16 protein-coding genes are annotated in these 23,172 nt (G+C 74.6%); 12 read left to right on the forward strand and 4 right to left on the reverse strand.

Annotated features, from left to right (window positions below; genetic code table 11):
- The first annotated feature begins 45 nt into the window (after positions 1 to 45).
- From FJK98_RS06725 to FJK98_RS06745, 5 genes are all read left to right on the forward strand, one after another.
- Entirely contained in the window at positions 46 to 1,221 is a 1,176-nt protein-coding gene (locus FJK98_RS06725) for a cysteine desulfurase family protein (protein WP_145918256.1), read from the forward strand.
- A gap of 365 nt (positions 1,222 to 1,586) precedes the next feature.
- On the forward strand, positions 1,587 to 2,660 hold the full coding sequence (mnmA, locus tag FJK98_RS06730; protein ID WP_145918257.1) for a tRNA 2-thiouridine(34) synthase MnmA: 1,074 nt from the start codon (positions 1,587 to 1,589) through the stop codon (positions 2,658 to 2,660).
- A 45-nt stretch (positions 2,661 to 2,705) separates the two neighbouring features.
- Positions 2,706 to 3,713, forward strand: coding sequence for a methionine synthase (locus FJK98_RS06735; protein WP_145918258.1), 1,008 nt, complete (start codon positions 2,706 to 2,708; stop codon positions 3,711 to 3,713).
- A 36-nt stretch (positions 3,714 to 3,749) separates the two neighbouring features.
- Positions 3,750 to 4,118, forward strand: coding sequence for a VOC family protein (locus tag FJK98_RS06740; RefSeq protein WP_205789403.1), 369 nt, complete (start codon positions 3,750 to 3,752; stop codon positions 4,116 to 4,118).
- Positions 4,119 to 4,197: 79 nt separating this feature from the next.
- Positions 4,198 to 5,211, forward strand: coding sequence for an ADP-ribosylglycohydrolase family protein (locus FJK98_RS06745; protein WP_145918260.1), 1,014 nt, complete (start codon positions 4,198 to 4,200; stop codon positions 5,209 to 5,211).
- Between the two features lie 79 nt (positions 5,212 to 5,290).
- Here FJK98_RS06745 and FJK98_RS06750 read toward each other — a convergent pair whose 3' ends face one another.
- The gene (locus FJK98_RS06750; protein ID WP_145918261.1) at positions 5,291 to 5,803 is read right to left on the reverse strand and encodes a type II toxin-antitoxin system PemK/MazF family toxin; all 513 of its coding nucleotides are present in this window, start codon (positions 5,801 to 5,803) and stop codon (positions 5,291 to 5,293) included.
- 181 nt (positions 5,804 to 5,984) lie between these two features.
- Between FJK98_RS06750 and ligA the strand changes: the two genes are divergently transcribed.
- From ligA to FJK98_RS06780, 6 genes are all read left to right on the forward strand, one after another.
- Positions 5,985 to 8,123 (forward strand): NAD-dependent DNA ligase LigA, encoded by a 2,139-nt coding sequence (gene ligA / locus FJK98_RS06755; RefSeq protein WP_145918262.1) that lies wholly within the window; start codon positions 5,985 to 5,987, stop codon positions 8,121 to 8,123.
- Positions 8,124 to 8,303: 180 nt separating this feature from the next.
- The gene (locus FJK98_RS06760; RefSeq protein ID WP_145918263.1) at positions 8,304 to 10,748 is read left to right on the forward strand and encodes a bifunctional diguanylate cyclase/phosphodiesterase; all 2,445 of its coding nucleotides are present in this window, start codon (positions 8,304 to 8,306) and stop codon (positions 10,746 to 10,748) included.
- 186 nt (positions 10,749 to 10,934) lie between these two features.
- Positions 10,935 to 11,240, forward strand: coding sequence for an Asp-tRNA(Asn)/Glu-tRNA(Gln) amidotransferase subunit GatC (gene gatC / locus FJK98_RS06765; protein ID WP_088641698.1), 306 nt, complete (start codon positions 10,935 to 10,937; stop codon positions 11,238 to 11,240).
- Positions 11,241 to 11,316: 76 nt separating this feature from the next.
- Positions 11,317 to 12,792: an Asp-tRNA(Asn)/Glu-tRNA(Gln) amidotransferase subunit GatA gene (gene gatA, locus FJK98_RS06770; protein ID WP_145918264.1), complete on the forward strand. Its 1,476-nt coding sequence runs from the start codon at positions 11,317 to 11,319 to the stop codon at positions 12,790 to 12,792.
- 13 nt (positions 12,793 to 12,805) lie between these two features.
- Positions 12,806 to 14,305: an Asp-tRNA(Asn)/Glu-tRNA(Gln) amidotransferase subunit GatB gene (gatB, locus tag FJK98_RS06775; RefSeq protein WP_145918265.1), complete on the forward strand. Its 1,500-nt coding sequence runs from the start codon at positions 12,806 to 12,808 to the stop codon at positions 14,303 to 14,305.
- A gap of 154 nt (positions 14,306 to 14,459) precedes the next feature.
- Positions 14,460 to 16,817 (forward strand): transketolase C-terminal domain-containing protein, encoded by a 2,358-nt coding sequence (locus FJK98_RS06780; protein ID WP_145918266.1) that lies wholly within the window; start codon positions 14,460 to 14,462, stop codon positions 16,815 to 16,817.
- Between the two features lie 447 nt (positions 16,818 to 17,264).
- Here the strand turns inward: FJK98_RS06780 and FJK98_RS06785 are convergent, their stop codons facing one another.
- The 3 genes from FJK98_RS06785 to FJK98_RS06795 form a co-directional block, all read right to left on the reverse strand.
- Positions 17,265 to 18,899 carry a metallophosphoesterase gene (locus tag FJK98_RS06785; RefSeq protein WP_145918267.1) on the reverse strand — a complete coding sequence of 545 codons (1,635 nt, stop codon included), beginning with the start codon at positions 18,897 to 18,899 and terminating at the stop codon, positions 17,265 to 17,267.
- 102 nt (positions 18,900 to 19,001) lie between these two features.
- Entirely contained in the window at positions 19,002 to 20,165 is a 1,164-nt protein-coding gene (locus FJK98_RS06790) for a sorbosone dehydrogenase family protein (RefSeq protein ID WP_145918268.1), read from the reverse strand.
- Positions 20,166 to 20,235: 70 nt separating this feature from the next.
- A complete protein-coding gene (locus FJK98_RS06795) occupies positions 20,236 to 22,041 on the reverse strand; it encodes a GAF domain-containing SpoIIE family protein phosphatase (RefSeq protein ID WP_145918269.1) in 1,806 nt (601 codons plus the stop codon).
- A gap of 168 nt (positions 22,042 to 22,209) precedes the next feature.
- Here FJK98_RS06795 and FJK98_RS06800 point away from each other — a divergent pair, with 168 nt between their 5' ends.
- Positions 22,210 to 23,136: a 2-hydroxyacid dehydrogenase gene (locus tag FJK98_RS06800; protein WP_145918270.1), complete on the forward strand. Its 927-nt coding sequence runs from the start codon at positions 22,210 to 22,212 to the stop codon at positions 23,134 to 23,136.
- Positions 23,137 to 23,172: the final 36 nt, after the last annotated feature.

A 23,172-nucleotide genomic window follows, 5' to 3' on the forward strand; every position in this document is an offset into this window, starting at 1 on the left:
TCCGGCATCCAACAGGCCGTGCGCTGGCCGTTACGCTGAACGGTGATGGCATACCTGGATCACGCGGCGACCACCCCGATGCTCGACGAGGCGTTGGCGGCGTACGTCGCCACCGCCCGCGAGGTCGGCAACGCGTCGTCGCTGCACGCGACGGGCCGGCGTGCCCGGCGTCGGGTGGAGGAGTCCCGCGAGCGGGTGGCCGCCGTGCTGGGCGCCCGCCCGTCCGAGGTCATCTTCACCGGCGGCGGCACCGAGAGCGACAACCTCGCCGTCAAGGGCGTCTTCTGGGCCCGGCGGGCCACCCGGCCCGACCGGGTCCGGGTGATCTCCAGCGCGGTCGAGCACCACGCCGTCCTCGACGCGGTCGACTGGCTCGCCGACCACGAGGGCGCCGAGGTCGCCTGGCTGCCGACCGACGCCGCCGGCAAGCTCGACCCGGCGCTGCTGCGCGCCGAACTCGCCGCGCACGCCGACCGGGTCGCCGTGGTGACCGCGATGTGGGCCAACAACGAGGTCGGCACCGTGCAGCCGGTGGCCGAGCTGGCCGCCGTCGCCGCCGAACACGGGGTGCCGTTCCACACCGACGCGGTGCAGGCGGTCGGCCAGGTGCCCGTCGACTTCGCGGCCAGCGGGGTCTCCGCGCTCACCGTGACCGGGCACAAGCTCGGCGGCCCGACCGGGGTGGGCGCGCTGCTGCTCGCCCGGGACGTCGCCGCCACCCCGCTGCTGCACGGCGGCGGGCAGGAACGCGACGTCCGCTCCGGCACCCTGGACACCGCCGGCATCGTCGCCTTCGCGGTCGCCGTCGAGACGGCGGTCAAGGGCCAGCAGGAGTACGCCGCCCGGGTGGCGGCGCTCCGCGACGACCTGGTGCGGCGGGTCCGGGAGGCGGTGCCCGAGGTGGTGTTCAACGGCGACCCCGACGACCGGCTGCCCGGCAACGCGCACTTCTCCTTCCCGGGCTGCGAGGGGGACGCCCTGCTGCTCCTGCTCGACGCGCAGGGCATCGCCTGCTCCACCGGCTCGGCCTGCTCGGCGGGGGTGGCCCAGCCCAGTCACGTGCTGCTGGCGATGGGTGCCGACCACGACCGGGCCCGGTCCTCGCTGCGTTTCACCCTCGGCCACACCAGCACCTCCGCCGACGTCGACGCCCTCATCGCGGCCCTCCCCGCCGCCGTCGACCGCGCCCGCCGGGCCGCCGCCCTCCGCACCCCCCGCTGACCCTCCCTCTCCCCTCCCACGCCCTTCTTGCCCCTCCGCCCCGCCCGGCCCCCGCCCCCGCCCCCCGCTCCGGTGATCAAGAGGTTTGCGTCACCCGCCAGCCGGATCCTGACGCAAACCTCTTGATCACCCGCCCCTGCCGGCCCGCCCCTGGCTGCTGGGCGGTGGTGGAGTGGAGCTCGGTGATCAAGAGGTTCAGGTCAGGAATGGGCGCTGGGATGACGTAAACCTCTTGATCACCGGGGCAGGGGGCAGGGGCCGGGGCGGGGGCGGGTGGGGCGAGCAGGGGGTGGGGGCGGGGCGGGCGGGAGGAGGGGTGGTGCGGGCCGGGTGGGTAGGCTCGGTGGGGAAGGGAGCGTGGGCTGGTGAAGGTTCTGGCGGCGATGTCGGGCGGGGTGGACTCCGCCGTCGCGGCGGCGCGGGCGGTGGACGCCGGGCACGACGTGACCGGGGTGCACCTGGCGCTGTCCCGTAATCCGCAGACCTTCCGCACCGGGGCACGGGGGTGCTGCACGCTCGAGGATTCCCGGGACGCGCGCCGGGCCGCCGACGTCATCGGTATCCCCTTCTACGTGTGGGACATGGCCGAGCGGTTCCACGCCGACGTGGTGGACGACTTCGTCGCCGAGTACGCGGCCGGGCGTACCCCGAATCCGTGCCTGCGCTGCAACGAGAAGATCAAGTTCGCGGCGGTGCTGGACCGGGCCGTGGCCCTCGGATTCGACGCCGTGGTCACCGGCCACCACGCCCGGCTCGGCCCCGACGGGCTGCTGCGCCGCAGCGTCGACCTCGCCAAGGACCAGTCGTACGTGCTCGCGGTGCTCACCCGCGCGCAGCTCGACCGGGCGGTGTTCCCGCTCGGCGACGCCACCAAGGCCGAGGTCCGGGCCGAGGCGGCCCGGCGTGACCTGGCGGTGGCCGAGAAGCCCGACTCGCACGACATCTGCTTCATCGCCGACGGCGACACCCGGGGGTTCCTCGCCGGGCGGCTCGGCGAGACGCCCGGCGCGGTGGTCGACGCGCTGACCGGCGCGGTCGTCGGCAGCCACACCGGCGCGTACGCCTACACCGTGGGCCAGCGGCGTGGCCTGCACCTGGACCGGCCGGCCCCGGACGGGCGACCCCGGTACGTGCTCTCCATCACCCCGAAGACCAACACGGTCACCGTCGGTCCCGCCGAGGCGCTGGAGGTCTCCCTGGTCCGCGCCACCCGTCCGGTCTGGACCGGGGGCGACCTGCCGACCGCGCCGATCGGGTGCGAGGTGCAGTTGCGGGCGCACGGCGACGTCGTACCGGCCACCGTGCGGGTGGACGGCGACAGCCTCACCGCCGAGCTGCGCCGGCCCGTACGCGGGGTGGCCGCCGGGCAGGCCGTGGTGGCGTACCGGCCGGACCCGGCCGGTGACGTGGTGCTCGGCTCCGCCACCATCACCGGCTGACCCCACCGGCCGGGCGCGCCGACCGGGGCCGGTTACCCTTCGGCCGTGACCCAACAGCAGGTGTGGCCCTGGCCGGCTGGCGCGGCGACCGGCATCGGTTCGCTGCCCGGCACCGACATCGCCGAGGCGCAACGGATCGTCCTGGGCGAACTGCCCGCCCTGCCCCACCTGCCGGAGCTGCCTGCCCGGGGGCCGGGTGCCGACCTGGTCGGGCGTACCGGCGGGCTGCTCGTGGAACTGCCGGTCGAGCTGTACGCCGCGCGCTGGCGGATCGCCCCCCGCCCCGGTCGGGACCTGCGCCGCGCCCAGGACCTGATGGAACGCGACCTCGACCAGCTCGCCGAGCAGGCCGAGGCGTACGCCGGGCCGGTGAAGGTGCAGGCGGCCGGGCCGTTCACCCTGGCCACGGCGGTGGAGCTGCCGGTCGGCGGCGCGCTGCTGCGTGACCCGGGCGCGGTGCGGGAGCTGACCGCGTCCCTGGCCGAGGGGCTGCGGCTGCACGTCGAGGCGGTGGCCCGCCGGCTGCCCCGGGCGTCGGTGCTGCTCCAACTCGACGAGCCGTCGCTGCCGGCGGCGCTCGCCGGCCGGGTCCGTACCGAGAGCGGCCTGGGCACCTACCGGCCGGTCGACACGGCCGTCGCCCGTACCCTGCTCGGTGAGGTGATCACGGCGGTCGGGGTGCCGACGGTGGTGCACTGCTGCGCGCCGGACGTGCCGCTGGAGCTGATCCGTACCGCCGGGGCGGTCGGGGTGGCGCTGGACCTCGCCCTGCTCACCGACCTGGACCCGCTGGGCGAGGCGATCGACGCCGGCCTCGGCCTGTTGGCCGGGGTGGCCCCGACCCTGCCGCCGTCGGCCGGCGTCGCGCCGACCTCGGCACAGCTCGCCGACCGGGTACGCGGACTCTGGGACCGCCTCGGCTTCCCGCGCCGCCAACTCGCCGGACAGGTGGTGGTCACCCCCGCCTGTGGCCTGGCCGGGGCCACCCCCGGGTACGCCCGCGCGGTCCTCACCGCCTGCCGGGACGCCGGGCGGCGGCTGCACGAGGGGTGAGGTTTCCTGTCGTACCCGGTGGGCAGGATGACGGCCATGATTGGACAACTGCGTACCGTGGCCATCGACTGCCCCGACCCCCGGGCGCTGGCCGGCTTCTACGCCGAACTGCTCGGCCTGCCCCTGGTCGAGGAGGACTCCGACGGCAACGAGTGGGTGGTGCTCGGCGGCCCGATCGGGCAGCAGCCCCGGCTCGCCTTCCAGCAGGCACCCGACCTGGTCCCCCCGGCCTGGCCCGATCCGGCGCGTCCGCAGCAGTTCCACCTCGACGTCACGGTCGACGACATCGAGGTGGCCGAGAAGGCGGCGCTCGCCCTGGGGGCCCGGCGGCTGCCCGGCGAGGGGGACGGCTTCCGGGTCTACGCCGACCCGGTGGGCCACCCGTTCTGCCTCTGCTGGGACTGACCCTCCAGAGGATGCCCCCACGCCGGGCGGGTCGGCCCGGCCTGGCCCGCCCGGCGTGCCGGGGTGGTGCCGGCGGGGCATGATCGGGTCCGTGACCGACCCCTCGCTGCGCCGCGCCTCCGGTTCGCTCTTCGGGCTCGCCTACGGCGACGCGCTCGGCAAGCCGACCGAGTTCCTCACCGTCACCGAGATCCACCGCCGTTACGGCCCGGCCGGGCCACGCGAACTGGTCGGCGATCCGGTGCTGGTCACCGACGACACCCAGATGGCGCTCGCGGTCGCGTGGGCGTTGCACGACGCGCCGGAGCACTCCGCCGAGGCGGTCGAGCCGCTGCTGCGGCGGCGCTTCCTGGCCTGGGCGGCCAGCCCGGACAACAACCGGGCCCCGGGGATGACCTGCCTGCGGGCCTGCGGCGAGCTGGGCCGGGGGCTGCCCTGGCAGCAGGCGACGGTGGTCGACTCGAAGGGGTGCGGGGCGAACATGCGGGTCACCCCGGTCGGGTTGCTCGACGTCGCCCCGGACACCCTCGCCGGGCTGTCCCAGCTCCAGGCCGGCCTCACCCACGGCCACCCGACCGGGCTGGCCGCCAGCGAGCTGACCGCGTACGCGGTGCGGCTGCTGCGCGACGGCGCGGCACCGGCGCGACTGCCCGGCCTGCTGGCCGACCGGGCCCGCAGCCAGCGGGTCACCTACCGGGACGACTGGCTGGGCGACCTGTGGCAGCGTGCCGGTGCCGGCTCCCCGGCGCAGTTCATCGCCGCCGGCTGGGACGAGTGCCTGTCGGCGCTGGACCGGTTGGCCGCCGCGCTGCGCCGGCCGGACGACGGCGACGACCCGTGCCGGCACACCGGTGAGGGCTGGATCGCCGAGGAGGCGCTGGCCACCGGGCTGCTGTGCGTGCTGCGGCACCCGGACGACCCGGTGGCCGCGATCGCCCGGGGCGCGACCACCGCCGGCGACTCCGATTCGATCGCCGCGCTGGCCGGCGCGTTCCTCGGCGCGGCCCACGGGATGTCCGGCTGGCCGGCCGACTGGTCCACCCGCATCGAGTACGCCGACCAGCTCGCCACCCTCGGCGCGGCCTGGGACTGACCGGTACGGCCGGACGCGACACCGGCCCGGGCGGTGCCACCGCGACGGGCGTGCCGGCACCGCCGGGTCGGTGCGGTGCTCAGGCCGGACTGCGTCGCCCGTGCAGGCGTTTCACCTGACGCCACAGGGCCGGGTCGCAGCTACCGGCCCGGCGGGAGAAGGCGTCGGCCGGGATACGCAGCGGCTCGGCGAGATCCAGCCAGCTGTCGTGTTCGGCGTCCGGGTCCCAGTCCCGGGTCGGGATCGGCACGTGGTCGTCCCGGCCGCTCTTGTCCTGGCTGGTGATCTTCAGCACCTCGACGCCCCGGTCGTCGGCGCGTACCACCAGGCAGGGCCGGACCTTCGAGCCGGTGCCGTCGTGGAACGGCACGTCCGCCCACCAGATGTCACCCGGCCGGGGCGTGCCGGTGGGGGTGCGGGGGCGGGGCGGCGCGGCCGGTCGGGCCCGGTCCCGGGGCGGGGTGCCCCGCTCCGGCCGGGTGCGCCCGCCACCGCTCGACGGGCGGCCACCCCGGCGTCGCCACTCGTTCCAGACCCAGCCGGCGGCGACCGCCAGGACGATCAGCAGCCCCCACAGCAACCACTGCGGCATCGGTACCCGCCTCCTCCCGGGCGGCCACCGCGCCGCCGACGTGCGGCGATCGTCGCACGCTGCGGGGCCGGCCGCCCGCCGGGCGGGGTGGGGGGAGGCAGGGGAATGTCCTACCGGCCGGTTACCGTGCACCAGTAGCGTGATCACGGGGGAGGTTCGCACGGTGTCCGGAGGCGACAGGGTGTCGGAAGAAGAGATTCCCCAGCAGGTCAGCGCGGAGCAGGAGGCGGCGGCCGGCGGCGAGCCCACCCCCGAGGCCCGGGAGCGGCACGCCACGTTGAGCCAGGAGCTGACCGAGCACCAGTACCGCTACTACGTCCTCGACGCGCCGACCATCACCGACGCCGAGTTCGACAGGCAGTTGCGGGAGCTGGAGGCGTTGGAGGCGGAGTACCCGGCGCTGCGCACCCCCGACTCGCCGACGCAGCGGGTGGGCGGCACCTTCTCCACCGACTTCACCCCGGTCACCCACGCCGAGCGGATGCTCTCGCTGGACAACGCGTTCGCCGACGAGGAGTTGGCCGCCTGGGCCGAACGCGTCGAGCGGGACGCCGGTGGCCCGGTGCCCTACCTGTGCGAGCTGAAGGTCGACGGCCTGGCCATCAACCTGACCTACGAGAAGGGCCGGCTGGTCCGCGCCGCCACCCGGGGCGACGGGCGCACGGGCGAGGACGTCACCGCCAACGTCCGTAGCATCCGCGGCGTGCCGGCCCGGCTCACCCCGTCCGACGAGTTCCCCGACGTGCCGGAGCTGCTGGAGGTGCGGGGCGAGATCTACTTCCCGGTCGCCGGGTTCGCCGACCTCAACGCCAGCCTGGTCGAGCAGGGCAAGGCGCCGTTCGCCAACCCGCGCAACGCCGCCGCCGGCAGCCTGCGCCAGAAGGACCCCCGGATCACCGCGTCCCGGCCGCTGCGGCTGGTGGTGCACGGCACCGGGGCCCGCACCGGCTTCCGGCCGGCCACCCAGTCCGAGTCGTACGCGGCGCTGAAGGCGTGGGGGCTGCCGACCAGCGACCGCTGGCGGGTGGTGCCCGACCTGGCCGGTGTGGCGGGGTACATCGCCCACTACGCCGAGCACCGGCACGACGTCGAGCACGAGATCGACGGGGTGGTGGTCAAGGTCGACCCGGTGCCCATCCAGGGCCGGCTCGGCTCGACCAGCCGGGCGCCCCGCTGGGCGATCGCCTTCAAGTATCCGCCGGAGGAGGTCAACACCAGGCTGCTCGACATCGAGGTCGGGGTCGGGCGGACCGGCCGGATCACCCCGTACGCGGTGCTGGAGCCGGTGCACGTGGCCGGTTCGACGGTCGCCCAGGCCACCCTGCACAACGCCCGCGAGGTCGAACGCAAGGGGGTGCTGATCGGCGACACGGTGGTGCTGCGCAAGGCCGGCGACGTGATCCCCGAGGTGCTCGGCCCGGTGGCCGAGCTGCGTCCCGCCGACGCCCGCCCGTTCGTCATGCCCACCCACTGCCCGTCCTGCGGCACGGCGCTCGCCCCCGCCAAGGAGAGCGACGTCGACATCCGCTGCCCGAACACCCGCAGTTGCCCGGCGCAGCTGCGGGAGCGGGTCTTCCACCTCGCCGGGCGGGGCGGGTTCGACATCGAGGTGCTCGGCTACAAGGGCGCCGCCGCGCTGCTGGACGCCGAGATCATCAGCGACGAGGGGGACCTGTTCGCCCTCGACGCCGCACAGCTCGCCCGGTCGCCGTTCTTCGTCAACAAGGACGGCAGCCTCGGCACCAACGCCACCAAGCTGCTCGACAACCTCGCCGTGGCCCGGGAACGCGACCTGTGGCGGGTGCTGGTGGCGCTCTCCATCCGGCACGTCGGGCCGACCGCCGCGCAGGCCCTGGCCCGGCACTTCCGCTCCGTCGAGGCGATCGAGGCGGCCGCCGAGGAGGAGCTGTCCTCGGTCGACGGGGTCGGCCCGACCATCGCCGCCAGCATCAAGGAATGGTTCGCCGTCGACTGGCACCGCGACGTGGTCCGCAAGTGGGCCGAGGCGGGCGTACGGATGGCCGAGGAGGCGGTCGACGAGGGGCCCCGCCCGTTGGAGGGCGTCACCGTGGTGGTGACCGGCACGCTCGCCGGGTTCAGCCGGGACCAGGCGGCCGAGGCGATCCAGACGCGGGGCGGCAAGGTCACCGGCTCGGTCTCCAAGAAGACCGGCTTCGTGGTGGTGGGCGACAACCCCGGTTCCAAGGCCGACAAGGCGGCCGGCCTCAAGGTGCCGGTGCTCGACGAGGACGGTTTCCGGGTGCTGCTCGACGCCGGCCCGGACGCGGCCCGCGAGGTGGCCCGGGTCGACGAGAGCTGACCGCCCGGCCACCCGGCCCCTGTCCCGCTCCGCCCATAGGTGAATCTTGGCCCGTATACCAACTTAGTCACGACTACGACCGATTCGCGGCTGTCGTGCGGGTCCACCGGCACCCAGGGCGTTTCATGGTGGCAGGTGTGCGGCCGGCGTACACCCTGATGGGCGTGCCCGGGAGGTGCGATGGAGACCGCCGACCCCCGCAACTCGTTCCCGGGTGGGCGGGAGGGGCCGTTCCTGGGTCTCGTCGCCGGGGTGGTCGGCCTGGCCGCCCTGGTCTTCGTGGCGTCGCTCGTCGACCTCGTGGACCGGCCGGACGGGCTGCCGGCGGCGTTCTGGACGATGGCGGTGCTCGCGGTCGGCTGCGACGCCCGCCCCTTCGTGCCCTCCGGCCGCCGGCAGACCTCCGCGGTCTTCCCGTCCACCTGCTTCACCTTCGCCATCCTGCTCGGCTGGGGCCTCGGCCCGGCGGTGCTGGTGCAGGCCGTCGCGGTCGCCGTGTCCGGCATCCGGCTGGGGCACGCCCCCTGGCGGACCACGTTCAACGCCGCCCAGTACGCCTGCGCGCTCGCCGCCGCCCACCTCGTGCTCCGGCTCGGGCCGGGCGGCCTGTTCGACGGCGACCGGTTGGGCTGGACCGACGTGCTCGCCGTCGGCGGCGCGACGGCCACCTGGTTCGTCGTCAACTACGGCCTGGTCAGCACCGCGCTGCGGCTGCGCTTCGGCGGCCGGTGGTGGCCGGCGGTGCGGCAGGGGCTGCCGTTCGAGCTGCTCTCCACCGGCTCGCTGCTGCTGCTCGCCCCCGTCCTGGTCACCGCCGCGCGGGCCAGCGCCGCGCTGATTCCGCTGGTGCTGGTGCCGCTGTTCGCGGTCTACCGGATGGCCCACCTCTCCGACGAACAGGTCCAGCTCGCCGCCCTCGACCCGCTGACCGGCCTGCCCAACCGCAAGGCGCTGCTCGCCGAGGTGGCCGAGCAGGTGCACCGGCACGCCGAGCGGGTCGCCCGGGGTGAACCGGGTGCGCGGGTGGCGCTCCTGCTGATCGACCTGGACCGGTTCAAGAACGTCAACGACGCGCTCGGCCACGCCGTCGGCGACCGGCTGCTGGTCGAGGTGGGCGCCCGGCTCGCCGGGGTGCTCGGCGACCGGGACCTGCTGGCCCGCCTCGGCGGGGACGAGTTCGCCATCGTGGCCGGCGGGCTCGACGGCGTCGACGAGGCACGTGAGCTGGCCGGGCGGGTGGTCGCCGCGCTGACCGAGCCGGTGTCGCTGGACGGGCTGCCGCTGGACGTCGGCGGTTCGATCGGCATCGCGCTCTTTCCCGACCACGGCGAGGACTACGCCACCCTGATGCGCCACGCCGACGTCGCCATGTACGACGCGAAACACCGCAACGACACCGTCGCCGTGTACGCGGCCGAGTCCGACCACAACTCCGCCGAGCGGTTGGGGCTCCTGGCCGACCTGCGGCGCGTACTGGAGAACCGGCCGCAGGCGGGGCAGACCGTGCGGGGCGGTGACGGCGCGGCGCTGCCACCCCGGCTGGCCCCCGACGACGGACCCGACGGTGCCCCGCGCCCCGGCGTCGACGGTGGTCCCGGCATCGGCACCGGTCCCGGCAGCGGCATCCGCACCGGCCCCGGCAGCGCAACGGGCGTCGGCGGCACCGGCCGGTGGTGGCTGCCCCGGCGACGCCCCCGGCCCGCCCCGGCGCACCCCGACGAGCTGCTGAACCGCATCCTCACCGGCGCCGACCCGGTCCGCCGGCACGGCCCCCCGGAGCACCTGCCGGCCGAACCGGCTCCGGACACCGGGCCCGAGCCGACGCCCCCCGCCCCGGCGGTCGAGGTCGGCGAGATCACCATGTACTACCAGCCGCAGGTCGCCATCGCCACCGGCGAGGTGGTCGGGGTGGAGGCGCTGCTGCGCTGGCGGCACCCGCGCCGGGGGATGGTCGACCCGGAGGAGCTGATCCGGGTCGCCGAGCAGAGCGCCGTGATGCGCCTGCTCACCTACCGGGTGATCGACGACGTGGTGGCGCAGCTGGCGAAGTGGTCGGCCGCCGGCACCACGCTGCGGGCGGCCCTCAACGTCAGCGTCCGTGACCTGCACACCGGGGAGATCGTCGACCGGATCGCCGACCGGCTCGCCAGCTACGGGGTACGCCCGGACCGGCTGCAACTGGAGATCACCGAGGGGGCGCTGATGGCCGACCCCCGGCGGGTGCTCGCCACCATCACCCGGCTGCACCAGCTCGGGGTGGCCATCTCGCTCGACGACTTCGGCACCGGCTACTCGTCGTTGCAGCACCTGCGCCGGCTGCCGCTGTCCGAGGTGAAGGTGGACCGGTCGTTCGTGCTGGGGATGGCCGGGGACGCCGACGACGCCGCGATCGTCAGGTCGACCATCGAACTGGCCGGCGCGCTCGGCCTGCGGGTGGTGGCCGAGGGGGTGGAGGACGAGCGGACCTGGCGACTGCTGTACGCGGCCGGCTGCGACGCCGCGCAGGGCTGGTTCTACGCCCGCCCGATGCCCGCCGAGGAGTTGACCGCCTGGTTGGCCCGGTACCGGCCGCTGAGCCCCGTCCCCAGCCCGGACGCGGAGATCCCCCGCCGGCACGCCCGCTGACGGTCACCGGCACACCCGAGGGGCGGGCGGGCGGTCCCGGACCGGCCCGGCGGCCCGACGGCAGGGGAGTCGGAGGCGTCGGGCTCGGCGCAGGACAATAGACTCGCTCCGGTCACCGCGCGTCATCCCGTCGACGTCGCGGCCGGCCCACCCGCACGCAGCAGCACAGCCACGAAGGGGGCACCGATGGCCGCCATCTCCCGCGAGGAGGTCGCGCACCTCGCGCGACTGTCGCGGCTCGCCGTCACCGAGGAGGAGCTGGACACCTTCGCCGGTCAACTGGACGTGATCCTCCAGTCGGTCGCGCAGGTCGGCGAGGTCACGGCGGCGGACATCCCGCCGACCTCCCACTCGGTGCCGCTGACCAACGTGCTCCGCGACGACGTGGTGGTGCCCGGACTGACCCCGCAGGAGGCGCTGTCGGGTGCCCCCGACGTCGCCGAGCAGCGGTTCCGCGTCCCGCGCATCCTGGACGAGGACGTGGCGTCGTGAGCGGACCCGACAGGCGAACCATCGAGCCCAGTGCGCCGGCTGCCCCGGGCACCGGTGAGCGGAGCGAGGCGACGGCATGACCGACCTGACCAGAATGACCGCGACCGACCTGGCCGGGCTGGTGGCCTCGGGGGAGACCTCCGCCGTCGAGGTGACCCGGGCCCACCTGGACCGGATCGCCGCCGTCGACGACCGGGTGCACGCGTTCCTGCACGTCGACACCGAGGGGGCGCTGGCCGCCGCCCGCGCCGTCGACGAGCGCCGGGCCGCCGGTGAGCAGCTCGGGCCGCTGGCCGGGGTGCCGGTGGCGGTGAAGGACGTGCTCACCACGAAGGGCGTACCGACCACCGTCGGCTCGAAGATCCTCGAAGGCTGGCGTCCGCCGTACGACGCGACGATCGTGCAGCGGCTGCGCGCGGCCGGCACGGTGATGCTCGGCAAGACCAACATGGACGAGTTCGCGATGGGCTCCTCCACCGAATACTCGGCGTACGGCCCGACCCACAACCCGTGGGACACCGACCGGATTCCGGGCGGCTCCGGCGGGGGCAGTGCCGCCGCGCTGGCGGCGTACGAGGCACCGCTGGCCATCGGCTCCGACACCGGTGGCTCGATCCGCCAGCCCGGCGCGGTGACCGGCACCGTCGGCGCGAAGCCCACCTACGGCGGCACCTCCCGGTACGGCCTGGTCGCGTTCTCCTCCTCGCTGGACACTCCCGGCCCGTGCGCCCGTACGGTGCTCGACGCGGCGCTGCTGCACCAGGTCATCGGCGGGCACGACCCGCGCGACTCCACGTCCATCCCGCAGCCGGTGCCGGACGTGGTGGCCGCCGCGAAGCTCGGTGCGACAGGCGACCTGACCGGGGTGAGGCTCGGCATCGTCAAGGAGTTCACCGGTGAGGGCGCGGAGCCGGGCGTGATGGCCGCGTTCCGCGAGTCGGTGGACACCCTGGCCAAGCTGGGCGCGGAAATCGTCGAGGTGTCCTGCCCGCACTTCCGGTACGCGCTGCCGGCGTACTACCTGATCGCGCCGAGCGAGTGCTCCTCCAACCTGGCCCGGTTCGACGGGGTCCGGTTCGGGCTGCGGGTCGGCGACGACGGCAACCGGTCGCTGGAGGAGGTCATGTCGCTGACTCGGGAGGCCGGGTTCGGCGCCGAGGTCAAGCGGCGGATCATGGTCGGCACGTACGCGCTGTCGTCGGGCTACTACGACGCCTACTACGGGCAGGCGCAGAAGGTCCGTACCCTGATCACCCGCGACTTCACCTCGGCGTTCGAGCAGGTCGACGCGTTGATCTCGCCCACCACGCCGTTCGTGGCGTTCCCGATCGGGGCGCGCACCGCCGACCCGTACCAGATGTACCTGGCGGACCTGTTCACCATCCCGACGAACCTGTACGGCGGGCCGGGCATCTCGGTGCCGTGCGGCCTGTCCGAGGGGCTGCCCGTCGGTCTGCAGGTGATGGCCCCGACGATGGCCGACGACCGGATGTACCGGGTCGCCGCCGCGCTGGAGTCCGTGGTCGGCACGTTCACCCCACCGGCACTGTGAGGCTGGAGTTCAGATGACGACGACACTGCCCGCGTACGACGAGGTCGTTGCGCGTTACGAGCCGGTGATCGGCCTGGAGACCCACGTCGAGCTGGGTACGAACACCAAGATGTTCTGCGGTTGCCCGACCGACTTCGGCGGCGAGCCGAACACCCGGGTCTGCCCGGTGTGCCTGGGGCTGCCCGGTTCGCTGCCGGTGGCCAACAAGGCGGCGATCGAGGCGACCATCCGGATCGGCCTGGCGTTGAACTGCTCCATCGCGCAATGGTGCCGGTTCGCCCGGAAGAACTACTTCTACCCGGACATGCCGAAGGACTTCCAGATCAGCCAGTACGACGAGCCGCTGTGCTCCGACGGCTACCTGGACGTCGAGGTCGACGGGGAGCTGGTGCGGATCGGCATCGAGCGGGTGCACCTGGAGGAGGACACCGGCAAGACGCTGCACGTCGGCGGGTCCACCGGCCGCATCCACGGCGCGACCGAGTCGCTCGTCGACTACAACCGGGCCGGCATCCCCCTGGTCGAGATCGTCACCAAGCCGGTCCCCGGCACCGGCGCGCTCGCCCCCGAGGTGGCGAAGGCGTACGTGACCGAGCTGCGGGACGTGCTGCGCTCGCTGGGCGTCTCCGACGTCCGGATGGAGGAGGGGTCGCTGCGCTGCGACGTCAACACCTCCCTCAACCTGCCCGGCGAGGAGTGGGGCACCCGCACCGAGACCAAGAACGTCAACTCGTTGCGGTCGGTGGAGCGGGCGGTCCGTTCGGAGATCCTGCGTCAGGCGTCGGTGCTGGACGCGGGCGGCCGGATCACCCAGGAGACCCGGCACTTCCACGAGGACACCGGGGACACCACGCCGGGCCGCTCGAAGGAGACCGCCACCGACTACCGGTACTTCCCGGAGCCGGATCTGGTGCCGCTCGCCCCGGACACCGCCTGGGTGGCCGAGCTGAAGGCGGCCCTGCCGGAGCTGCCCCGGCTGCACCGTCGCCGGCTCCAGGAGCAGTGGGGCCTGTCCGACCTCGACATGCAGTCGGTGCTCAACGCCGGTGCGGTCGAGCTGATCGAGGCGACCGTGGCGGCCGGCGCGACCCCGGCGGCGGCCCGCAAGTGGTGGCTGGGTGAGCTGTCCCGCCGGGCCAACGAGACCGGCACCGAGCTGGCCGACATCGGGGCCACCCCGGCGCAGGTCGCCGAGCTTCAGGGGCTGGTCGACGCGGGCAAGCTCAACGACAAGCTGGCCCGTGCCGTGCTGGAGGGCGTGGTGGCCGGCGAGGGTTCGCCGACCGAGATCATGACCAACCGGGGCCTGGAGGTGGTCTCCGACACCGGCGCGCTCACCGCCGCCGTGGACGAGGCGATCGCCGCCAACCCGGGCATCGCCGACAAGATCCGCAGCGGCAAGGTCGCCGCGGCCGGTGCGCTGGTCGGCGCGGTGATGAAGGCCACCCGTGGCCAGGCCGACGCCAAGACCGTCCGTGACCTGGTCCTGGAGCGCCTGGGCGTGCAGGGCTGACCGCGCGGGCCGGAAGCCGGGGCTTCCCGCCCGCGACCCGCGAGGGCCGCCGTCGTGACCCGACGGTGGCCCTCACCCCTTCCCCGGGGTACGCGCGCGACCCGCGCGACCCCCCCACCGAGGGCGTCAACGGCGACGCCCGGATGGAGTTCCCGTGAACGAGCACGACCTCGACGTCCTCGACGAGATCCAGCGCCGGGTGCTGTGGCTCGCCACCCGGATCGTGGACGCCGCCAACCACGACCGGGACACCGGCGACGGGGTGAAGGTCGGCGGCCACCAGGCGTCCAGCGCCTCCCTGGTCACCGCGATGACCGCGCTGTGGTTCGCCCACCTGGACGCCGAGGACCGGGTGGCGGTCAAGCCGCACGCCTCCCCGGTGTTCCACGCGATCCAGTACCTGCTGGGCAACCTGGACCGGTCGTACCTGCCGCGGTTGCGGGCGCGGGGCGGGTTGCAGTCGTACCCGTCGCGGACGAAGGACCCGGACGCGGTGGACTTCTCCACCGGCTCGGTCGGGCTGGGCGCGGCGGCCCCGCTGTTCGCCGCGGTGACCCGACGCTACGTCGACGCCCACTTCGGGGCCCGCCCGCACTCCCGGTTCGTCGCGTTGATCGGCGACGCCGAACTGGACGAGGGGAACATCTGGGAGGCGGTCGCCGACCCGGCCACCACCGGCCTGGGCAACGTGATGTGGCTCGTCGACTTCAACAGGCAGTCGCTGGACCGGGTGGTCCCGGGCATCCGGATCGACCAGTGGCGCGGGCAGTTCGAGGCCGCCGGCTGGCACGTCGTGGAGGTCAAGTACGGCCGCCGGCTCGCCCAGGCGTACGCCCGGCCGGGCGGGGCGGCGCTGCGCGACTGGATCGACCGGATGCCCAACGAGCAGTACCAGTCGCTGTTCGGGCTGACCGGGCCGGCGCTGCGCCGGCAGTTCCTGGACGGCGCACCCGACGGCATCGCCGGGTTCATCGCCGACCTGACCGACGAGGAACTCGCCCCGCTCGTCACCGACCTCGGCGGGCACGACCTGGCGGCGATGCTCGACGCGTACGCCCAGTGCGACGCGGTGACCGACCGGCCCAGCGTCGTCTTCGCGTACACCGTCAAGGGGTGGGGGTTGCCGATCGCCGGCAATCCGCGCAACCATTCCGCGTTGCTGTCCACCGCGCAGGTCGACGCGCTGCGCGCGGCGCACGGGCTGACCGCCGCGACCGAGTGGGACCGCCTCGACCCGGCGAGCCCGGCCGGCATCCGGGCCGGCGCGCGCCGGGAGGCGCTGGCCCGCGCGCCCCGCCACCGGTCGTTGGGGGTCACCGTCCCCGACGCCACCGGGGTACGCACCCACAAGCCGGTCTCCACTCAGGAGGTCTTCGGCCGGGTGCTGGTGGAGCTGGCCCGGGACCCGCAGGTGGCCCCCTACCTGGTCACCACCGCGCCGGACGTGGCCACCTCCACCAACCTCGCCGGGTTCATCAACAAGACCGGGGTGTTCGCCCCCACCGAGCGGCGCTCCTGGTCGGAGGACCGGATGCTGCGCTGGACGGAGAGCCCCGCCGGGCAGCACATCGAGCTGGGCATCTCCGAGATGAACCTGTTCCTGCTGCTCGGTCAGCTCGGCCTGTCCTGGGACCTGTCCGGGCAGCCGCTGCTGCCGGTCGGCACGGTCTACGACCCGTTCGTGCTGCGCGGCCTGGACGCGTTCCTCTACGGCACCTACTCGGGTTCCCGGTTCGTGGTGGCCGGCACCCCGTCGGGCATCACCCTGGCCCCGGAGGGCGGCGCGCACCAGTCCACCATCACCGCGTCCGTCGGCCTGGAACTGCCCGGCGTCACCCTCTGCGAACCGGCGTACGCCACCAGCCTCGACTGGCTGCTCTGTGACGCGCTCGGGCAGATCGCGCAGGGTTCCGCGCCGGCCGCCACCGCCGCGCCGGCCGAGGACGGGGCGTACTACTTCCGGTTGAGCACCCGCCCGCTGGACCAGGCGCCGTTCGAGGCGGCCCGGGTCCGCCTCGGTGACGCGGTGCTGCGCCGGCAGGTGGTCGCCGGGGCGTACCGGCTGGTGGACGCGCACCAGGCGTACCCGCAGCTGGCCGACGCGCCGGTGGTGACCCTGGCCGCCTCCGGGGCGGTGCTGCCGGAGACGCTGGCCGCCGCCGCCGAGCTGGCCGAGGAGGGCATCGCGGCGCACGTGGTCGACGTGACCAGCCTGGACCGGCTCTACCGGGCCTGGCAGCGCACCCTGCGCCAGGGCGTCCGTACGGCGACCGTGCCGAGCGTGCCGGGGGCGTTGCGGGCGGCCTTCGGGGACCGGACCCCGCTGGTGACCGTGCACGACGCCGCCTCGCACACGATGGCCTGGCTCGGCTCGGCGCTCGGGGTGCCGGCGGTGCCGCTGGGGGTGGACGAGTTCGGCCAGTCCGGCAGCGTCCGTGACCTGTACGAGCTGCACGACCTGCTTCCCGGCAGCATCGTCAACGCCGCCCTGGCGGCCCTGTCGCTGCGCTGACCGCGCTCCGCGCTGGCCCACCCCGGCGCTGGCACGGCCTGGCCTGGTCCGGTTCGGTGTGGCCGTTGCGGCTGACGATCACTCTCCGTGCCTATTTGGCTGATGCTGACTGTGGTCACGCTGGGTGTCGTGCGTGGCGACCACGGAGTGGTAGGTCTGCATCCTTTGCTCTGCTGCCATCAAGGCGACAGCCCTATGAGCAGCGGGGATGGGAAGCGCGGCCGAGCGGGTGGGCAGCCGCCTCGTCGCGGAAAGTAACTGTCGCCGTGAGGGCGGCAGAGCAAAGTCGCCGAGCGCGGGTAGGCGGGTGTCGCCCGGAAGTCACTTTCGGTGACTTCGGTGGAAGGTGGTGCCGTGGCGCGGGGCGGTACCCGGGCGGCCGGGGCGCAGCCATGGCCGCCGGCAGGCCCGCCGCAGGCGGCGCGTCGCTGCGGGCCTGCCGGTGGGTCAGCTGGTCGGGCTGGGGGTCGGCGAGGTGGGGGTCGGGCCGGTCCCGGAGGGCGACGGGGACTCCGAGCCGCCCCGGGTCGGGGTGGGGGTGACCGGGACGTCGGCGCCCTTCGCCGGGTCGCGGATCACGTGCCGTTCCAGGTTCACCTGGGCCTGCCCGGTGCCGCCGACCGTGATGTCGTCGTAGGCCTGGAGCAGTTTCTGCTGGTCGAAGTAGAGCACCGTCATCGACAGCGGGGTGGGTTTCTCGCCCTCCAGGCCGCGCAGCCCGGCACCGCCGGTCGAGCCCTCCACCATCAGTTGGGTCGGCTGCTGGCCGGCCACCTGCGGCAGCTTCGAGACCTGCCGGGCGTGGGTGTGCCCGGCCAGCACCAGCGGGCAGGTGCCGGAGAGCGGCCCGGCCGAGGCCGGGTCGTGCACCAGCGCGATGTTCACCGGGCGCGGCGAGTCGCGGACCGTGGTGGCGAGCGTCTCGCCGGCCCCGATCACCTGGTTGGCGACCTGCGCGGTGAGGCCGCTGCCGGCCGGGGAGGTCTCCTTGTCCGGGGTGAACCGGGGGTCGCCGATGCCGGCGATGGTCAACCCGGCGACGGTGGTGGTCGAGTTGTTCAGCACGACCGCGTTCGGCTGGCGGGCCACCGCCGCCGCCGTCCGGGGCGAGTCGTGGTTGCCCCGGATGTAGACGTACGGCTTCTTGAGCAGGCCGATCGAGCCGACGTACGACGCCTCGGGCTCGCTGCCCCAGTCGGTCAGGTCACCGGTGTCGATCACCACGTCGATGCCGAACTGCTCGACCACGGTCCGGATGAGCTGCCAGCCGGTCGGGTTGAGGTGCATGTCGGAGACGTGCAGCACCCGGGTGGTGCCCGGTGCCGGCTCGTACACCGGCAGGGCCGAGACCGTGGTGTAGAGCTGGCTGACGTTGCCGACCAGCCGCTGCAACTGCTCCGCGTACCGGCTGTAGTCGTTGGCGATCCGGCGGGCGTCGCCGACGATCGCCGGGGCGTTGACCAGCAGGCCCTCGTAGCGGGGTTCCTCGATGGCCTGCGGGCGGACGGTGCCGGCGGCCAGGCCGAGGCTGCCGGCGGTGACCACCAGCGCCACCCCGCCGGCCCAGGCGGTCCGCCGGGTGTCCCGGAAGACCAACGCGGCCAGCAGCAGGGTGACCAGCACCGCCGCCCCGAGGGTACGCAGACCGAGCCGCAGCACCCCGTTGCGGACGTCGGTCACCGCCGACTGGCTGGCCCGGCTGATGCTGGCCGGGTCGTCGATCAACGCCTCGGTCTTGCGCTGGTCCAGCGCGCCGAGCCCGACCGTCAGGTGGGTCGGGCCCTGGTGACTGTCGAGTTGGAGCGCGCCCAGCGGGGGGATGTCGACGGTGGTGCCGCCCCGCACCGCCGGGGCGAGGGTCAGGTCGGCGCGGAACGGGCCGATGTCGGTGCTGACCCGGCCGCCGGCGAACACCCCGATGACCGTTCCGGTCAGGGCGACCAGCAGCACCGCCAGCACCACGCCGAACCGTCGGGCCCGGGCCGACCGCAGGGCCGACCACCAGGTCCGCCAGCGTCGCTCACGCCGGGCGGGAAGGTCCGTCTCCCCGGGCCCGCGCTGCTCGTTCTCCTGACCGCCCATGATGAGATTCTGACCTGCCCCGTGAAAGATCTTGGCAAACCCGGCGGACGGACGGCTGATCCGCCCGGTACCTGCCCGGCTGTCCGACCCGTCGGCGTGTCGTCAGCTCCTCCCGGCCCCACCCTCGGCGAAGACCAGTCGCAGCAGCCGGTCGTCCTCCGGGGTCGGCTGGCCCCGCCCGTCGTGGTTGGAGGTGGACACCCAGAGTGAACCGTCCGGGGCGGCGGCGACCGCCCGCAACCGGCCGTACTTCCCGGTGAGCAGTTCCCGGGGCGCGCCGAGCGCGGTACCGGCATCGGTCAGCTCCACCAGCCAGAGCCGCTCCCCGCGTAGGCAGGCGGCGGCCAGCAGCCGGCCCGTGGCCGCCAGCCCCGAGCAGGACGCCTCGTCGGTGCCCCACTGCACGACCGGGTCGACGAACCTGCCGTCGCCGGCCTGCCCCTCCACCGTCGGCCAGCCGTAGTTCGCCCCCTTGTCGATCTTGTTGATCTCGTCCCAGGTGTTCTGCCCGAACTCGGTGGCGTACATCCGCTTCCCGGCGTCCCAGGCCAGGCCCTGCACGTTGCGGTGCCCCAGCGACCAGACCGGCGAGCCGGGGAACGGGTTACCCGCCGCCGGCTTGCCGTCCGGGGTGATCCGCAGGATCTTGCCGGCCAGGCTGGCGCGGTCCTGGGCGGCGTCCCGGTCACCGGCGTCGCCGGTGCTGACGTAGAGCTGCCCGTCCGGGCCGAACGCCAGCCCGCCGCCGTTGTGGTTGCCGGACTTCGGGATGCCGGTCAGGACCGGGGTGGGGGTGCCGCCCAGCGTCAACCGGGCCACCCGGTTGTCCTGTTCGGTGGTGTAGTAGACGAAGACCGTCCGGTCCTGCGCGTACGCCGGGGAGACGGCGATGCCGAGCAGGCCCGCCTCGCCGGACGCGGCCACCCCCGGCACGGTCTGCGCCGGGGTGACGGTCAACCCCTGCGGCCCCGACTCCGGCCCGACCTTGAGGATCCTGCCGTTGTCCCGCTCGGTGACCAGCGCCGCCCCGTCAGGCAGGAAGGCGATGCCCCACGGCACCCGCAGCCCCTTGGCCAGGACCGTGGCCACCACCTGCTGCTCGGGGGTGTTCGCCGACGCCGACGGGGTCGGCAGGTTGGGGGGCTCACCGGCCGGATCGGGCTCCGGCGGGCCGAAACTGCACCCGGTCAGCAGCAGCGCGGCACCGGAGGCCGCCAGGGCCGCGCGGACCCGGACGGTGCGGGGGTACGGGAGACGGGCGCTCACCCGCCCCAGCCTAGCCCGCGAATCCGGACCGGCCGGGCCACCGGGGACGGCTCACCGGCCGGTGCACGCCTCAGCGGGCCCGCAGGGCCAGCAGCGCCACGTCGTCCTCGCGCCGGTGCCCGGTGCCGAGCAGCAGGTCACACAGGTCGGCGGCGGGCCGGGCACCGGCGGCGGCGACCCGGGCGCACAACTGGGCCATCCCCTCGTCGATCGACTGGTCCCGCCGCTCCACCAGCCCGTCGGTGTAGAGCAACAGGGTGTCCCCGGGGGCGAGCAGCACTTCCGCCCCGGTACGCGGGGTCGGCCGGGTCAGCCCCAGCAGCGGCTCCCACCGGCCGTCGAGCAGCCGTACCGTGCCGTCGGCGGTGACCAGCAGCGGCGCGGGATGGCCGGCGTTGCACCAGGTGACGGCCACCCCGCCGGCGACCGGCCGCAGCCGGGCCAGCACCGCCGTGGCGGCGGTCGGGATACGCAACCCCGAGATGGTGGCGTCCAACCGCCGCATCAGCTCCTCGACCGGGTCGTCCCGGCCGAACGCGTTGCCCCGCACCAGGTTGCGCAGCTGGCCCATGGTCGCGGCGGCCTCGATGTCGTGGCCGGCGACGTCGCCGATCGCCGCCACCAGGTCGCCGCCGGGCTGGACGAAGGCGTCGTACCAGTCGCCGCCCACCTCCACCCGGTCGGCGGCCGGCTGGTAGCGGGCCGCCAGCTCCACCCACGGGCTGTGCGGCAACTGCGGCAGCATGCTGTGTTGCAGCACCTCGGCGACGTGCCGCTGCTCGGAGTAGATCCAGCCGTTGCCGACCGCCTGCCCGGCGCGGCGGCCGATCTCCAGGGCGGTGCCCAGGTCGTCGTCGTCGAAGGCCCGCCGCTCCGGCCCGTTGACCAGGGTGACCGCGCCCATCACCGTGCCCCGGCCGGGGGCCGGCACCGGCACGGTCAGGTGCGAGGCGAAGCCCAGCCGTTCGGCGAGCGCCACCAGCTCCGGGGTGTCGCTGGCCCGGCGGACGTCGTCCAGGTCGGCGGCGCTGCGCAGCACCGGCTGACCGGTCCGCAGCACCGTCCGGGTGATCGAGGTCGGCCCGAGCCGGGTCGACGCCAGCTCGCCGAAGCGGGTCACCTCGGCGGCCCGGTCCGGGTCGCGGTGCACCGCGGTGACCCGGCGGGGAGCGCCGCCCTGGTCCATCAGGGTCACCAGGGCCCAGTCGGCCAGCGACGGCACCACCGCGTCGGCCAGCCGGCCCACGGCCGTCTCCACGTCGAGCGTGCCGGTCAGGGTCTCGCTCAGCGAGGCGAGCAGGTTGAGCCGGTCGTGCGCCTGCTCGACCAGGCGGCGCGCCTCCTCGGCCGCGTCCAGGGCGATCCGCAGCCGCAGCTCCGAGGAGCAGGCCGCCGCCAGGTCGGCCAGCGTCCGTAGCTGCGCCTTCGTCCAGGCCCGGGGCTTGCTGTCGATCGCGCACAGCGAGCCGAGCACCCGGCCGTCCAGGTCGGTCAGCGGCATCCCGGCGTACGCGACGACGCCCAGCTCCGGCACGGCCAGGTTCTCCCGTACCCGGGGGTAGAGCCGGGCGTCCGGCAGCACCAGCGGGATCTCGGTGTCGATCACGTGCTGGCAGAACGAGTGGCTCAGCGGGGTCTGCCGGCGGGCGGCCCACGGGTCGGGCAGCCCGACCGCGCCGGGGAAGAACTGGCGGGTCTCGCTGACCAGGGAGACCAGCGCCACCGGCACGTCGAGCAGGTCGCTGACCAGCCGGGCGAACCGGTCGAACGCCTCGTCCGGCGCGGCGTCCAGGCCGGTCTCGGTCAGTGACCGCAGCCGGGCCGGATCGGCCAGCGCGGCGATGTCGACGTCCGGCCGTACGGTGCGTTCGGTCATCGACCACCTGTCTACCGTGATGGGGGAGGACACCGTTCGGCGTTCCGACCCTCGGTTATACCCGTCCCACCTGACCATCACCCGTCGGCGTGGTGACGACGTCTGGTCCGGCGTCGTCGGTCGGCCCGTCGGCCCGGCCCGCCTGTCGGAGGGCTATCGTCGGCACGCGTGAAGGTATGGATCCCGCATTCCGCCGGGGTGGAGCTGCTCGGTCCGGTCCCGGCCGGTGTCACGGTACAGCCGTGGGCCGACCCGGCGAATCCGCCCGGCGATCCGGCCGGCGTCCGGTTCTGGGTGCCGCCGTTCCTGGCCGGGGTGGACACCACGGCGATGCTGGACCGGCTGCCCGACCTGGCGGTGGTGCAGTTGCTCTCCGCCGGGGCGGACGCCTGGACGGGTCGGGTGCCCGCCGGGGTCACCCTCTGCGACGCCCGGGGAGTGCACGACGCCGGCACCGCCGAGTGGGTGGTCACCGCGATCCTCGCCCAGCTGCGCGGGTTCCCCGAGCTGGCCCGCGCGCAGGCCCGCCGGGAGTGGGCGTACGACCGGGTCGCGCCGACCGACGAGCTGACCGGCAAGCGGGTGCTGATCGTCGGGGCCGGTTCGATCGGCGCGGCGGTCCGGGCCCGGCTGGCCCCGTTCGACGTCACCTTCACCCTGGTCGCCCGGACCGCCCGGCCGGCCGAGGGGGTGCACGCGGTGACCGAGCTGCCCCGCCTGCTGCCCGGGGCCGACGTGGTGGTGCTGCTGGTGCCGCTGACCGACGCCACCCGGGGGCTGGTCGACGCCGCGTTCCTGGCCGCCATGCCGGACGGGGCGCTGCTGGTCAACGCCGCCCGGGGCCCGGTGGCGGACACGGCGGCGCTGGTCGCGGAGCTGACTTCGGGGCGGCTGCGGGCGGCGTTGGACGTGACCGACCCGGAGCCGCTGCCGGCGGACCATCCGCTCTGGGAGCTGCCGAACGTGCTGCTCACCCCGCACGTCGCCGGTTCGGTACGCGGGCTGCTGCCCCGGGCGTACCGGCTGGTGGGGGAGCAGGTGCGCCGGTTCGTCGCCGGGTCACCGCTGGTCAACACGGTGGTGGACGGCTACTGACTGGGGCGGGGCCGGCCGCCGGTGGTGGGTGTCCGG

Origin of the sequence: Micromonospora sp. HM134 (genome assembly GCF_007833915.1) — a bacterium.
Lineage (GTDB): Bacteria > Actinomycetota > Actinomycetes > Mycobacteriales > Micromonosporaceae > Micromonospora > Micromonospora wenchangensis.